The organism is Sphingopyxis sp. OPL5, from assembly GCF_003797775.2.
Classification (GTDB): Bacteria; Pseudomonadota; Alphaproteobacteria; order Sphingomonadales; family Sphingomonadaceae; genus Sphingopyxis.
This window is the reverse complement of record NZ_CP060725.1, coordinates 3,164,432-3,176,917: the sequence shown is the minus strand read 5'-3', so window position 1 is coordinate 3,176,917 and position 12,486 is coordinate 3,164,432. Positions and strand designations below refer to the sequence as shown.

General features: G+C 66.7%; 17 protein-coding genes. 10 read left to right on the top strand and 7 right to left on the bottom strand.

Annotated features, from left to right (window positions below):
• Positions 1 to 186 precede the first annotated feature (186 nt).
• A complete protein-coding gene (locus tag EEB18_RS15340; protein WP_187140933.1) occupies positions 187 to 981 on the top strand; it encodes a response regulator in 795 nt (264 codons plus the stop codon).
• A gap of 41 nt (positions 982 to 1,022) precedes the next feature.
• Here the strand turns inward: EEB18_RS15340 and EEB18_RS15335 are convergent, their stop codons facing one another.
• Positions 1,023 to 1,637, bottom strand: coding sequence for a sigma-70 family RNA polymerase sigma factor (locus EEB18_RS15335; protein ID WP_262407949.1), 615 nt, complete (start codon positions 1,635 to 1,637; stop codon positions 1,023 to 1,025).
• A 136-nt stretch (positions 1,638 to 1,773) separates the two neighbouring features.
• A complete protein-coding gene (locus EEB18_RS15330; protein ID WP_262408246.1) occupies positions 1,774 to 2,169 on the bottom strand; it encodes a BLUF domain-containing protein in 396 nt (131 codons plus the stop codon).
• A gap of 242 nt (positions 2,170 to 2,411) precedes the next feature.
• Here EEB18_RS15330 and EEB18_RS15325 point away from each other — a divergent pair, with 242 nt between their 5' ends.
• From EEB18_RS15325 to EEB18_RS15305, 5 genes are all read left to right on the top strand, one after another.
• A complete protein-coding gene (locus EEB18_RS15325) occupies positions 2,412 to 2,612 on the top strand; it encodes a NepR family anti-sigma factor (protein ID WP_187140935.1) in 201 nt (66 codons plus the stop codon).
• Positions 2,609 to 3,241 (top strand): sigma-70 family RNA polymerase sigma factor, encoded by a 633-nt coding sequence (locus EEB18_RS15320; protein WP_056346241.1) that lies wholly within the window; start codon positions 2,609 to 2,611, stop codon positions 3,239 to 3,241. The genes EEB18_RS15325 and EEB18_RS15320 overlap by 4 nt, the downstream gene beginning before the upstream one ends.
• Positions 3,242 to 3,308: 67 nt before the next feature.
• Positions 3,309 to 4,487, top strand: coding sequence for a PQQ-dependent sugar dehydrogenase (locus tag EEB18_RS15315; RefSeq protein ID WP_222943107.1), 1,179 nt, complete (start codon positions 3,309 to 3,311; stop codon positions 4,485 to 4,487).
• 118 nt (positions 4,488 to 4,605) lie between these two features.
• On the top strand, positions 4,606 to 5,346 hold the full coding sequence (locus EEB18_RS15310; RefSeq protein ID WP_187140936.1) for an esterase/lipase family protein: 741 nt from the start codon (positions 4,606 to 4,608) through the stop codon (positions 5,344 to 5,346).
• A complete protein-coding gene (locus tag EEB18_RS15305) occupies positions 5,343 to 5,807 on the top strand; it encodes a hypothetical protein (protein WP_187140937.1) in 465 nt (154 codons plus the stop codon). Before EEB18_RS15310 ends, EEB18_RS15305 begins: the two co-directional genes overlap by 4 nt.
• A 42-nt stretch (positions 5,808 to 5,849) precedes the next feature.
• On the opposite strand, the gene EEB18_RS15300 is transcribed toward EEB18_RS15305, so the two are convergent.
• Both EEB18_RS15300 and EEB18_RS15295 read right to left on the bottom strand, forming a co-directional pair.
• Positions 5,850 to 6,362 (bottom strand): GNAT family N-acetyltransferase, encoded by a 513-nt coding sequence (locus EEB18_RS15300; protein WP_187140938.1) that lies wholly within the window; start codon positions 6,360 to 6,362, stop codon positions 5,850 to 5,852.
• Positions 6,363 to 6,557: 195 nt separating this feature from the next.
• Positions 6,558 to 7,907, bottom strand: a complete 1,350-nt coding sequence (locus EEB18_RS15295) for a hypothetical protein (protein WP_187140939.1) — start codon at positions 7,905 to 7,907, stop codon at positions 6,558 to 6,560.
• A 131-nt stretch (positions 7,908 to 8,038) separates the two neighbouring features.
• On the opposite strand from EEB18_RS15295, the gene EEB18_RS15290 reads away from it, so the two are divergent.
• Positions 8,039 to 8,497 carry an RrF2 family transcriptional regulator gene (locus EEB18_RS15290; protein WP_187140940.1) on the top strand — a complete coding sequence of 153 codons (459 nt, stop codon included), beginning with the start codon at positions 8,039 to 8,041 and terminating at the stop codon, positions 8,495 to 8,497.
• Positions 8,490 to 9,185 (top strand): class I SAM-dependent methyltransferase, encoded by a 696-nt coding sequence (locus EEB18_RS15285; protein ID WP_187140941.1) that lies wholly within the window; start codon positions 8,490 to 8,492, stop codon positions 9,183 to 9,185. The genes EEB18_RS15290 and EEB18_RS15285 overlap by 8 nt, the downstream gene beginning before the upstream one ends.
• A gap of 6 nt (positions 9,186 to 9,191) precedes the next feature.
• Here the strand turns inward: EEB18_RS15285 and EEB18_RS15280 are convergent, their stop codons facing one another.
• Positions 9,192 to 9,620 carry a VOC family protein gene (locus EEB18_RS15280; protein ID WP_187140942.1) on the bottom strand — a complete coding sequence of 143 codons (429 nt, stop codon included), beginning with the start codon at positions 9,618 to 9,620 and terminating at the stop codon, positions 9,192 to 9,194.
• Positions 9,621 to 9,787: 167 nt separating this feature from the next.
• Here EEB18_RS15280 and EEB18_RS15275 point away from each other — a divergent pair, with 167 nt between their 5' ends.
• Together EEB18_RS15275 and EEB18_RS15270 are read left to right on the top strand one after the other, a co-directional pair.
• A complete protein-coding gene (locus EEB18_RS15275) occupies positions 9,788 to 11,107 on the top strand; it encodes a S41 family peptidase (protein ID WP_187140943.1) in 1,320 nt (439 codons plus the stop codon).
• Complete coding sequence (locus EEB18_RS15270; RefSeq protein WP_187140944.1) at positions 11,091 to 11,570, top strand: MarR family winged helix-turn-helix transcriptional regulator; 480 nt, start codon at positions 11,091 to 11,093, stop codon at positions 11,568 to 11,570. The genes EEB18_RS15275 and EEB18_RS15270 overlap by 17 nt, the downstream gene beginning before the upstream one ends.
• Here the strand turns inward: EEB18_RS15270 and EEB18_RS15265 are convergent, their stop codons facing one another.
• Together EEB18_RS15265 and EEB18_RS15260 are read right to left on the bottom strand one after the other, a co-directional pair.
• Positions 11,571 to 12,059: a GNAT family N-acetyltransferase gene (locus EEB18_RS15265; RefSeq protein WP_187140945.1), complete on the bottom strand. Its 489-nt coding sequence runs from the start codon at positions 12,057 to 12,059 to the stop codon at positions 11,571 to 11,573. It abuts the gene before it with no gap.
• On the bottom strand, positions 12,056 to 12,457 hold the full coding sequence (locus EEB18_RS15260; protein WP_187140946.1) for an acyl-CoA thioesterase: 402 nt from the start codon (positions 12,455 to 12,457) through the stop codon (positions 12,056 to 12,058). Before EEB18_RS15260 ends, EEB18_RS15265 begins: the two co-directional genes overlap by 4 nt.
• Between the last annotated feature and the right edge of the window lie 29 nt (positions 12,458 to 12,486).

Below are 12,486 nucleotides of genomic sequence, written 5' to 3'. Positions count from 1 at the left end.
CCTCAAAAAAGCATGGTGGCCACCCGGATCAAAGAAAGGCGGAAATCCGCCCCTTCGCGCCGCAGCCTGATAGCGTCCCGCGGTGTCTTACGCATTGCGCGCCAACAAGTTGCGCAGATTTAGCACAGCAATCGGAACCCGATCGCGCGGCGCGGCGTATGACGTCATTGAGTGGGAGGTCTTTGCATGAGCCTGGGTGATGAAATTCGTGGCCATCTGCCGTTTCTGCGCCGCTACGCGCGCGCGCTGACCGGTACCCAGCAGCATGGCGACAATTTCGTCCACACGATGCTCGAAGTCATCGTCGCCGCTCCCGACGAGTTCCGGTCCGAAAACGGCATCCGCATCGACCTCTACCGCACCTTTCACCGCATCTGGGAAAGCGCCTTCATCGACGATGGCGAGGGGAGCGAGGATGCGGAAGACCCCATCGTCCGCGCCGCCAACCGCCGTCTCGCGCGCATCACCCCGCTCGGCCGCCAGATATTGCTGCTCACCGCGCTCGAAGGCTTTTCGACCGAGGAAGCGGCGATAATCACCGGCACCGACGGACCGACCGTCGAAAGCCTGCTCGCCGAAGCGGTCGGCGACCTCGACCGCGAATCGCGCACCTCGGTGCTGATCATCGAGGACGAACCGCTGATCGCGATGGAGCTCGAAGCGATCGTCCGTGCCCTCGGTCACGAGGTCGCCGGCATCGCGACCACCCACGACGACGCCGTCGCGGCGTTCGAGGCGACCGACGCCGGGCTGGTGCTCGCCGATATCCAGCTCGCGGACGGATCGTCGGGGATCGACGCGGTGCAGGACATATTGGCTCTGGCGCCGGTGCCGGTGATCTTCATCACCGCCTTCCCCGAACGGCTGCTCACCGGCAACCGCGTCGAGCCGACCTTCCTGATCTCGAAGCCGTTTCGCGAGAATACGGTGCGCGCCGCGATCAGCCAGAGCCTGTTGTTCACCCCGCAACTGGCGATTTAAGCACGGACGCCGCTTCTCCTCTCCCGCGAGGGGGGACCTTCTTACCCCGCGCTCGGTCCCTCGCTGGTCAATTTGTCGACGCCGTCCATGATATCGCGAAAGGCGTCGCTCGCCGCCGTGGTGTCAGCGCTGCGCAGCGGCATCTGCCCACCCTCCAATATCTCCTGCAGCGCGGTGCGGGCGCGCGACACGCGGCTCTTCATCGTCCCCACCGCGCACCCGCAGATCGCTGCCGCTTCCTCATAGGATAATTGTCCCGCGCCGATCAGCACCAGCGCCTCGCGCTGGTCGACCGGCAGCATCAGCAACCCGCGCTGGACGTCGGCGAGATGCAGGCTGTCGTCCTGGTCGTCGGGCGCGACGAGCAGCCGCTCGGCGGCGAGTTCGTCATAGTCGGCGGTGAATTTCTTGCGCCGCATCTGCGACAGGAAACAGTTGCGCAGGATGACGAAGGCCCAGCTCTTCATGCTCGACGGCCCGGGAATATATTGCGCGCGCGCCTTCCACGCCTTCAGCATCGTTTCCTGCACCAGGTCGTCGGCGAGGTCGGCGTTGCCGCACAGGCTGCGGCCGAAGGCGCGAAGATGCGGGAGCATCGCGGCGAGTTCACGCTTGAAGGTCGCGTCGTCGAGCGGCTGGGCGGTGTCGCTGATCATCCGGCGCGTCGTTCCCGACGCTTGGGCATTGCCTTGAAGAATAACATCATCTTGTCCCGGCTTACCCCGTTCGGTGACCGATGCAAACCGATATGGCGCACGGGCGGCGCGGGCGGCGCATCCCGACCGGGTGCGATCACCCCGCCCCGCTGCGCCGGCCGAGCGCAAGGAAGTTCGCCATCAGCCGCTCATCCTGCGGGTCGAGCACGCCGCGCGCCGCCAGCCGAGCCAGATCCTGGTCGTGGTTGCGGAACAAGGGACTGTACAGCATCGAAAAGTCGGCGAACTCGCGCTCCTCGATCCGGCGGCGGCGGATCTCGATCATGCCATTGTGGCGCAGGTCGGCGCGAATCCGCGCGAGGCAGGCCTCGACCTTCGGTACCGGTCCTTCGAGCAGCTGCATGAAGTTCTGGCCATTGTAGATCAACGCGCCGGTCAGCGCGTCGCGGGCATTGTTCGCCTGCGCCCCGCCCACCATCGCGGTGATATCGCCGGGCGCCAGTCCGGGGTCAGCCACGCTGACGTAAATCACAGAAAGCAAGAAACGACCCTCCCACGTGCCGGGGCGATGCCCCGCTGCATCGCCGACCCCTACACGCCCGCCGGTTGGCTTATGCTAACTTGCGTTAATCGCGCGAATCTTTTGTCGCTGCCGCGATCCGTCGCAAAAAACGACCTTACCCGGGAACTTGGGGCCTTCTTCTTCGTTCCTCGGGCATGGCAACGCACGGCGAACATAGGACAAAAAGCGACGGCGCCCCGCAGCGTGTTCCGATGGAGCGCCGGTCGGGCCCGGGCAGTTTTCCCGGAACCGGCAGCGACCAATGGTATCGCGCGCTTACCGGGCGGCAGGCGCCCGAGCCGGTCAGCAACAAATTGCGCATCATCTACGGCAATATCGTCGCCGAACCACTGCCCGACGGCATGCTCGACCTTCTCTCGCAGATCGATCAGAAAGCGCCCGATCAGGAATGACCCAGGCCAGTGCCGTTTCATCGCGGGAGGGGGGAAGCCTGTCCGACCGCGAATTCAAGACTCTGCTCGCAGGCGTCATCCCCCATTTGCGCGCCTATGGCCGCAGCCTGTCGGGCAATCCCGACCTCGCCGACGACCTGACGCAGGACACGATGGTCAAGGCCTGGGCGTCGCGCGAACGGTTCGAGGCGGGAACCTCGATCAAGGCCTGGACCTTCGTCATCTTGCGCAACACTTTCCTGTCGCAGATGCGCCGTAACAAATTCGTCGGCGACTATGACGAGACCGCGGTAGAACGCACGCTGTCGACCCCCGCCAGCCAGGAAGAGTCGGGCGAAATGGCAGATCTCCAGCGCGGGCTGATGGAATTGCCGCAGGACCAGCGCGAGGCGCTGATCCTCGTCGGCGCCGGCGGCATGTCGTACGAGGAGGCGGCGAGCATCTGCGGCTGCGCGCTCGGCACGATGAAGAGCCGCGTGTCGCGCGCGCGACACGCGCTCGAGGAAATCATGAACAGCGGCCATTTCTCGCAAAAGCGCGCCGAAGCCGCGCCGGCCAGCGAGGCGATCGACGCGATCATGGACAGCGTCGAGACGATCGCCGCGCGCCACGAAGCGCTGGGCCGCTGACCCCTCGACTTTGCGGGCCGGGCGCGCCAGATTGTCCGCCCCTCCCCCCAGCCAAGCGAGCTCAGCCATGAAAACCGCCTCTCATTTCGTCCTTGCCGCCGCAATGCTGGTCGGTGCTTGCACCTCGGGCGCCACGCCTAGCGACGCCGCCGCGACCGACACGGCCACGATCGACGCCAATGGCGCGCAGCCCGCGACCCCGCTCGCCGATGCCCCCTTCACGGTGCAAGAGGTCGCGAGCTTCAACGAACCCTGGGCGATGACCTTCCTGCCCGGCACCCCCTTCGCGCTCGTCACCGAAAAGTCAGGCAAGCTGAAATTATGGAGCGAGCGCGGCGCGCCCATCGACGTCGCGGGCGTACCGACCGTGGCCTATGGCGGCCAGGGCGGCTTCGGCGATGTGATCGCCGCGCCCGATTTCGCGACCAGCGGCACCATCTATCTCAGTTGGGTCGAGGAAGGCAGCGGCGGCACCTATGGCGCGGTCGTCGGCAAGGCCCGGTTCGACCAGAGCGGTGCCCCTGCCCTGAAGGACCTGCAGATCATCTGGAAACAGGATCCGAAGGTCAGCGGCCGCGGCCATTTCTCGCACCGCCTCGCTTTCTCGCCCGACGGCCAATATCTGTTCATCGGGTCGGGCGAGCGTCAGAAATTCGACCCCGCGCAGGACATGAAGGCCAATCTCGGTAAAATCCTGCGCCTCAATCCCGACGGCAGCGTCCCCGCCGACAATCCCTTCGCGTCCGAAGGCGGCGTAACGTCGCAAATCTGGTCGCTCGGCCACCGCAATATCCTCGGCCTCGCCTTCGACGGGTCGGGCAAACTCTGGAACCAGGAAATGGGGCCCAAGGGCGGCGACGAGGTCAATCTGGTCGAGGCGAAGTCCAATTACGGCTATCCGATCGTGTCGAACGGCGACCATTATGACGGCAAGGATATCCCCGACCACCCGACGCGCCCCGAATTCGCGGCGCCGAAACTGTGGTGGAACCCCTCGGTCTCGCCCGCCGGACTCGTCTGGTATGACGGCGACCTCTATCCGGGCTGGAAGAACAGCCTGCTGATGGGCGCGCTGTCGGGCGAAGGGCTGATCCGCATGGCCATCGACGGCGACAAGCTCCACAAATCCGACCGCTGGGACTTCGGCAAGCGCATCCGCGAGGTCGAGGTGCGCGGGGACGGGTCGGTCTGGCTGCTCACCGACGGCAGCGACGGCAAGCTGGTGAAGCTCGTCCCCAAGGGTTGAATGTTCCCCGGCGAACGCCGGGGCCCAGGAAAGTTTGCGCAATCCTGCTGGACCGCGTCCGGAGTCCCGTGCCTCCGGACGCCTTTCGCCGGGTAACAGTAATGACTATATCGCCCGCATGCTCCGCGACCTCCTCGCCCGGCGCGCCGAATGGCCGGCGCGCATCGCCGATCCCGACGCGCCGCCGTCGCTCGGGCTGCTGTGGCGCGAGGCGACGTCGCTGCTGCGCGCGCTGTGGGGCCGCATCCGCGCGATGCCGCCCGAACCCAATCCCGACAGCGAGCATCCGCCGGTGATGGTGCTGCCGGGTTTCCTGTCGGGCGACTGGGCGACCAAGGCGCTGCGCGGCGACCTCCGCCGCTCGGGGTTTCGCTGTTACGGCTGGGGTCTGGGCTTCAACCGCGGCGCGACGGCGGACATCATCGAGCGCATCGACACGCGGGTGCAATGGATCATCGATCGCACCGGCCATGCGCCCGCGCTGGTGGGGTGGAGCCTTGGCGGCATTTACGCGCGCGAATATGCCAAACATCATCCCGGCAAGGTCGCGCGCGTCGTCACCCTCGGCTCGCCCTTTTCGGGTAGCCGCCGCGCCAACCGCGCCTGGCGGCTCTATCATCTGATCGCGCGCCACCCGGTCGACAATCCGCCGATCGACTTCCATCCCGCGCCGCGCCCCGAAATGCCGACCTTCGCCCTGTGGTCGGCGCACGACGGCGTCGTCGCGGTCAACAGCGCGCGCGGCGCCCCGCACGAAAGCGACCGCCAGGTCGAGGTCGACTGCGGCCATATGGGCTTCGCTTACGCCCCGACCTCGGTCGCGGCGATCGTCAAGGCGCTGAAGGAAGAGGTAGCATGAGGCGGCCGCTTCGCGCTTGTCTATGTGCATTGATCCTTTCGGCGCCGCTGGCCACGCAGCCCGCCGCCGCGACAGAAACCATGTGTTCCGATCCGGCGAGAGCCGGGCCAAAGGCATCGGGTATCCTTACTCTCGACCCGGAGGCCTTTGCGAAACTCCAGAGCGTGTTCGAGCGCGCCGAGCCTGATCTCGGGATGAGCACGGCCAGCGTCGTTGGCGACACAATCGAAATCTACATCCTGCAAAGTCCGCGGGTCAGCGTGATGATCCAGACGATCCGCAAACCTGGGTCCGACAGCGCTTTTGTCAGCGTCGAACGGACCTGTATCACGGACGCACTGGAGGATTGGCAGCCCTATTGGGATCGCTTCCTCTCGGCGCTTTCCGCGCGAGGCTTGCGACTGGAAGCAGATCCCCAGCCACGCTCGGGGGACGACATTCTTGAGACATCGCTGGACTGAGACGCCAATTCGCTAGTCGAAGTCGTATCGTCCTTCACCTGATCAGCACACGTCGATCCCCGATCCCGGGCGCCATTTCATCAGCACCCGGCCCGGCCGCCGTCCGATCTGCCCCGTCGCGAGGAAACCGACGCGCCGCAGCAGCGCGCGCGACCGTTCATTGTCCGGATGGCATTCGGCCACGATCGCCGCCCCCGGGCGCGAGCCGGCAATTTCGCGCACCACCGCATTGACCGCCTCGGTTGCCAAACCCCGACCGCGCGCCGCGGCAGCGAACCAGTAACCGACCTCGACCTCGCGCGCGTCGCGGCGGTGGACGCCGATCACGCCCTGCAGCCGTCCCTCGCCGCGGTCGCGCACCGCATGGAACACATCGCCGCCGCCCGACCCGGCGATCAGCGCGCGGGCATCGGCCTCGGTGAAGGGCGTTGGCAGGAAATGTACCTGCGCCGTCACCGACGCATCGGTGATCGCGGCGAGCGCGGCGGCATCGTCGGCGTGGAGCGGTGCGATACGGCACCGGTCGGTCGAGAGGGCAAGCAATGTATCGGTCATGTCGCGTCTTCCAGAATGCGCGCGCCGTGACCGGATGGGGGAAAAGATGGATAACCATTCGCCTGTCCGAACACGGCGGCGATGGTCAAAGGTGATGCCATGCCGCTCCTATGTAAAGGAGCGCCAATATGCCTTGAATCGGGGTTGCAGGGCGTCGGTCATCGCGGGCGTGGCTAACCGCTTTGCCTGCCCCGGTCAATCGCCAAGCAAGTCCGCGATCACCGGCGCCGCATCGAGCATCCCTGCGCGCAGCGTTTCGATCCGCGCGATCTGTTCGGACGGCACCCCGAATTTGCGCGCGGCGGTCAGCCACTCCTGTGCGGTCAGCTTGCCGTCCTTGTCGGTGGCGATCAGCCCGCGCACGAAATCGGCGAAGCCCTTGCCGCGCGGCCGCCGCGCGACCTCGACCGCCGCCGCGAACAGCGACCCGCAGGCATAATAGGCGCGCTGATCATTGCGACGCCTTGCATCGGCGAGCGGCCCCTTGGCCAGCGCGGCCGCACAGTCGCTGCGCGCCTTGGCCAGGAAGTCGACCGCATCGAACCCGGCATTGGCGCGCAACGCGGCGCCCATCGCCAGATAATCGGCACCGCCCTCGGTGATCCACGCCTCGTCGGGGGTCGCATAGCCGACCGTCTGCCCCAGCCAGAAATGCGCCGCCTCATGCGCGATGAACCAGCGCATCCGGTGAAGCGCGCCCGGCGTCTCCTTCAAGAGCTGCGTGCCTTCGAGCCGCATCGTGATCAGCCCGGGCGACACGCTGCCACCGGTGCTGGCCCCACGAAACTCCGAGCCCGCCCAGCTCGCGATCACCATCGGCCGGCTGCTCTTGTGCGCGCCCATCATCGCCTCGAAATCGCGGAACACCGACGGGGTGAAATCGCGCAGCTGCCCCGAAATCCAGCCCGGCAGGCCAGGGTCGAGGATCGTCGCGACCGGGTCGCCCGGCGCCATCGCGACGTCGCCGACATAGACATAACGATCGCCCACCGCCTCGGCGCGCGTCACCCGCTGGCCGTCGAACAGCAGGGGCGCGCCCGCCGCGGTCAGCGCGATCCGCGTCGGATATTCCTTCGGCTCGCGCAGCGCCGCGACCGCCTCGCGGCTGTCCATCGGGAAAGCGTTGAAATGCCCGCCGTAGATAGCGAGCGAACCGTCCGACAGGATGATCGCCGGATCATAATCGGCGATGATATCCTCGGCGAGGGGGCGGAAACGGATCACCACCTCGCGCGGGACGGTCCCCGTGTCGGCGACCAGCGCGTCAAAGTCGCCGATCCGGACCAGCGACACCCCCGGCGTCGCCACCTCCCAGCTTTTCGGGCGCCAGGGCGTCTCTTCGCGGCGCAGCAGCGCCGACCGCTCGAACGCCCAGATCGGGGCATCTTCGGCGAAACGGAAACGCGCCTGCCACCCCGCATCGTCGCGCACGATCTCGACTTCGGCGCCAGCGGGCGCCGCGACCGAAACAGAAGCCGGAACGGCGGGATTTGCGGCGCAAGCCGACAGCGCGGCGAGCATCGCCAATATCGCTGGAATCTTCATCGCATCAGCGCCCCAATGAAAATCCCCGGGCGGGAGCATCTATGCGATTCGGCCCGTGCCGGTCAACAACTGTATTATTCTAACAACTCAGCTTGGTTGACATTGCCCAATCACGCACTATTTAAAGTTACATGAATCGAGACAGCCGACTCTCGGGCGTCCTGCACGTCCTGCTCCACATGGCGGAGCATCAAACGCCGATGACGTCGGAACAGCTCGCCAGAGCGATGCAGACCAACCCGGTCGTCATCCGCCGCATCCTCGGCGGGCTGCGCGACGCGGGGTTCGTGCATAGCGAAAAGGGCCATGGCGGCGGCTGGACAATCGCGCGCGATCTGTCGGCCATCACGATGCGCGACGTCTATGATGCGATCGGCCGCCCCGGGCTGATGGCAATGGGCAATCGCAGCGAGGCGCCCGGCTGCCTCGTCGAACAAGCGGTCAACGCCGCGCTCGACCCCGCCTTTCGCGATGCCGAGGGCTTGCTCCTTGATCGTTTCGCCGGCGTCACGCTGGCGCAGCTCAGCGCCGATTTCCACGCGCGCATGGCGGAGCGATCCCATCTTGCACAGGAGCATAGTCATGGCTGAAGGCGCGCAACATTTCCTCGACAGCTTCAAGGATCCGGCCGCGGTCGCGCGCTACACCGAAGGGCCGCGGCGTTTCGTCCCCGGCCTCGACGCGCTGCACCGCATGACCGGCCTGCTGCTCGCCGAGCGCGTGCCCGCTGATGCGCATATCCTCGTGCTCGGCGCGGGCGGCGGACTTGAGCTGAAGGCGCTGGCCGACGCCTATCCCGGCTGGACCTTCACCGGCGTCGATCCCGCCGGCGCGATGCTGCGCCTGGCCGCGCAGACGCTTGGCGCGAACGCCGATCGCGCAGAGCTGGTCGAGGGCGTGATCGACGACGCCCCCGCCGGCCCCTTCGACGGCGCGGTGTGCCTGCTCACCCTCCACTTCCTCGCAACCGATGAACGCATCCGCACCGTGTCGGAAATCCGCCGCCGCCTGAAACCCGGCGCGCCGTTTGTCGCCGCGCATGGCAGCTTCCCGCAAGGCGCGGGCGAGCGCGACCGCTGGCTCGACCGCTATGCCGCCTTCGCCATCGCGTCGGGCGGCGATCCCGATCAGGTCGCAAAGGGCCGCGAGGCGGTCGCCACCCATGTCGCGATGCTCAGCCCCGAGGCCGACGAAGCCGTGCTGCGCGCGGCGGGCTTCACCGGGGTCGAGCAATTCTACGCCGCCTTCACCTGGCGCGGCTGGGTGGGCTATGTCTGAGGCGAGCTAGAAACGGATCTCCACCGACAGCGCGCTTCGCTCATGGTCCCCATGATAGACCGCTTCGATATTGTTGCCGTCGGGGTCGAGCAGGAAGGCCGCGTAATAGCCGGGGTGATAGGGTCGCTCGCCCGGCGCGCCATGGTCAGTGCCGCCTGCCGCCAGCCCCGCGTTGTAAAAGGCGTCGACCATCGCGCGATCGGCGGCTTGGAAAGCCAGATGGTGCCGCCCTGTCAGCTTGCCCTGCGCGGCGTCGCTGTCGGCGGTCGAGACGAACAATTCGTCGATCCAGAAATAATCCTCGCCCGCGCCGCCGATCGGCACCCCGAGCGCGTCGAAGATCGCGTCGTAAAAAGTCCGGCTCGCCTTGAGGTCGGCGACCACCAACTGGATATGGTCGATCAGCCGGCCGCGGTGCAGCAATTGCGTTTCCATGGCGATCACTCCTCTTTCACGCCCGCCTGCTGCCCCCGAAAACCCGCCGCTCGCGGCGATGGTTCCCGCGTCTTTGCCTGTCCGTATCGACAACGCCCCTTGCGCCGAGGCATTATACAATATATTGCGCAATATATTGTATAAATCGAATCGCAGGTGCAATCTCCATGAAGACCAAGCGTTGGACCATCCTCCTTGCTGCCACGACCGCATGGCTCGTCACGCCGGCCATGGCCGACGAAGCTCCGCTGACCGCCGCCGACAAACGCGCCGTCGTCGAACAGCTGGGCGCGACGCTCGAGGCGAATTATGTCTTTCCCGACAAGGCGAAGACGATCGCCGCGACGCTGCGTCGCAATCTCGACGCCGGCGCCTATGATGCGGCGGCCGACCGGCGCAAGCTGGCGAGCGAGCTCACCGACGACCTGATCGCCGCCAGCAACGACCTGCATTTTTCGGTCGGGGTCGATCCCGAATGGGTCGCCGACTATGCCGCAAAGCAGGACCCGGCGCGCGCCGCCGCGCTGCGCGAACAAGACCGCCGCGACGAGGCGCGAACCAATTTCGGCTTCACCGGACTGCGCTACCTCGACGGCAATATCGCCTATGTCGACCTGTCGCATTTCGCCGACCCCGAACTCGGCTACGACGCCGCCGCGGCGGCAATGCGTTTCGTCGAGAATGGCGACGCCGTGATCTATGACCTGCGCTACAACAATGGCGGTTATCTGGAGATGGCGCAGTTGCTCGCGAGCCAGCTGTTCCCCGGCGACAAGGACCAGGAGCTGTTCGATTATGATTACAACCTCGACGGTCGCCGCGTCGCGCGCGGCCAATGGGTGCTCCCCGCGCTGCCCGCCAAGCGGCTGACCGGCAAGCCCGTCTATGTCCTCACCGGTTCGACCAGCTTCTCCGCCGCCGAATGGTTCGCCTATACGCTCAAGAAGCTCGGCCGCGCGACGCTGGTCGGCGAGCGCACCGCGGGCGGCGCGCATCCGGTCGACCGCAAGCCCGTCGGCACCGACTTCTTCCTGCAGGTCCCGATCGGCCAGATCCGCGATCCCGTCGACCGCGGCGATTTCGAGGGACAGGGCGTGACCCCCGACCATCTCGTCCCCTCCGCCGACGCGCTCGCCGTCGCGCACCGCCTCGCGCTCACCGACCTCGCCAAAGCCGATCCGGCGAAACAGGCCGAAGCCGACTGGCTCGCGCCGATGCTCGCCCCACGCCCCGCGCCGACCGCCGCAGCGCTGAAAGCGATCGCCGGCCGTTATGAAGGCCGGCGCATCGACCTGGTCGATGGCAAATTGCTCTATACCTGGCGCGAACGGCTCCGCCTCACGCTCGAACCGCTGGGCGGCGACCTGCTGGCGATCGAAGGGGTGCGCGACTTCCGCTTTCGCATCGCGCGCAAAGGCGGCAAGATCGTCGCGCTCACCCGCATCGACCGCGACGGAACGACGACCGACTATGCCCGCCTCCCCTGATACCGCGTCCGATCTCGACGACATCTCGTTCCTCGGCCGCCTCAGCGAAGCGCTGAGCACGCGAATCGAGGAACAGACGCGTCCGCTGTTCGACGCCGCCGGCATCGTCGTCCCGGTGCGCTCCTGCTCGCTGCTCACCGCGCTCGGCGAGGCGGGCGAGGCGTCTGCAGCCGAACTCGCACGCACGCTTGGGCAGTCGCACCAGCTGGTGATGCAGAAATGCCCGGCGCTGCTCCGCCTCGGGCTGGTCACCCAGCACCCCGACCCCGGCGACGCGCGGCGCAAGATGTTTCGGCTCACCGACGCGGGCCGCGACCAGCTTGCGCGCATCGACGCCTATAGCGAGCGGATCAGCGACGTGTATCGCACGCTCTTCGAAGAGGTTGGCGATGTTCATGGCGCGATATTGAGAGCGCTGAACGCGCTCGAGGCAAGGCCGCTCAGCGAACGCGCCAGAGAATAATCACAGCGCCCGAAACATCACCAGCGCATCGACAAAGCCCCGCGCCGGATGGTCGAACGCCCCCGGCAACCGCCCGACGATGTCGAACCCCAAAGATTGCCACAGCCCGACCGCGCGGGCGTTGCTCGCGACGACGAAGTTGAACTGCATCGCGCGAAAGCCGCGCACCTTTGCCTGCTCGAACGAATGCAGCGCCATCGCCCGCGCCACCCCGCGCCCGGTCGCGGCGGCGCCGGTCATATAGCCGCAATTGCAGACATGCGCCCCGCCACCCGCCTGGTTGGCGCGGAGATAATAGGTGCCGAGGATGAAGCCGTCCTCCTCGGCGACGAACACCGCCTTGTCCGCCGCGAACCAGTAAGCGAGCGCTTCGGCCTCAGGCATGTCGCGGTCGAGCGTATAGGTCTCGCCCGCGCGGATCGTCGGTTCGATAATCGCCCAGATCGCCGCGGCATCGTCGGACGTGGCGGGGCGGATCGAAAGCGTCACGCTTCCGGACCGAGGAACGGCGCCACCACCTCCGCCGTCACGCGCAGCGGTCGGCCGCTTGCCTTGTCGAGCAGCGCCCACACGGTGCGCGCGCGGACATGGACTTTGCCGTCGGCGCCGGTGAATTCCATGAAGCGGTCGAACTTCGCCCCCTGCGGCTTGTCGGCGACCCACGTCCGCGCGGTCACCGTCTCGCCGGGGCCGAGCGCGCGGAGGTAATCGATCTCGTGGCGCACCACGACCCAGATATAGGCGTCCTTATGCGATGGCGGCGCCGCGGCGTCCCAATGGCCGGTCGCGACCTGCTGGATCCACTGGACCCAGACGGCATTGTTGACATGGCCGAGCTCGTCGATGCTGTCGGGGGTGGCGGTGAGGGAGAGGGTGAAGGATTTCATGGGTAGAGCATAGCAAGCCCCTCCCCTTT

Coding starts and splice junctions, on each gene's coding strand:
- EEB18_RS15340 (WP_187140933.1), top strand. CDS start 187: ATGAGCCTGGGTGATGAAATTCGTGGCCATCTGCCGTTTCTGCGCCGC.
- EEB18_RS15315 (WP_222943107.1), top strand. CDS start 3,309: ATGAAAACCGCCTCTCATTTCGTCCTTGCCGCCGCAATGCTGGTCGGT.
- EEB18_RS15275 (WP_187140943.1), top strand. CDS start 9,788: ATGAAGACCAAGCGTTGGACCATCCTCCTTGCTGCCACGACCGCATGG.
- EEB18_RS15285 (WP_187140941.1), top strand. CDS start 8,490: ATGGCTGAAGGCGCGCAACATTTCCTCGACAGCTTCAAGGATCCGGCC.
- EEB18_RS15280 (WP_187140942.1), bottom strand. CDS start 9,620: ATGGAAACGCAATTGCTGCACCGCGGCCGGCTGATCGACCATATCCAG.
- EEB18_RS15300 (WP_187140938.1), bottom strand. CDS start 6,362: ATGACCGATACATTGCTTGCCCTCTCGACCGACCGGTGCCGTATCGCA.
- EEB18_RS15295 (WP_187140939.1), bottom strand. CDS start 7,907: ATGAAGATTCCAGCGATATTGGCGATGCTCGCCGCGCTGTCGGCTTGC.
- EEB18_RS15260 (WP_187140946.1), bottom strand. CDS start 12,457: ATGAAATCCTTCACCCTCTCCCTCACCGCCACCCCCGACAGCATCGAC.
- EEB18_RS15320 (WP_056346241.1), top strand. CDS start 2,609: ATGACCCAGGCCAGTGCCGTTTCATCGCGGGAGGGGGGAAGCCTGTCC.
- EEB18_RS15305 (WP_187140937.1), top strand. CDS start 5,343: ATGAGGCGGCCGCTTCGCGCTTGTCTATGTGCATTGATCCTTTCGGCG.
- EEB18_RS15335 (WP_262407949.1), bottom strand. CDS start 1,637: ATGATCAGCGACACCGCCCAGCCGCTCGACGACGCGACCTTCAAGCGT.
- EEB18_RS15310 (WP_187140936.1), top strand. CDS start 4,606: ATGCTCCGCGACCTCCTCGCCCGGCGCGCCGAATGGCCGGCGCGCATC.
- EEB18_RS15325 (WP_187140935.1), top strand. CDS start 2,412: ATGGAGCGCCGGTCGGGCCCGGGCAGTTTTCCCGGAACCGGCAGCGAC.
- EEB18_RS15290 (WP_187140940.1), top strand. CDS start 8,039: ATGAATCGAGACAGCCGACTCTCGGGCGTCCTGCACGTCCTGCTCCAC.
- EEB18_RS15270 (WP_187140944.1), top strand. CDS start 11,091: ATGCCCGCCTCCCCTGATACCGCGTCCGATCTCGACGACATCTCGTTC.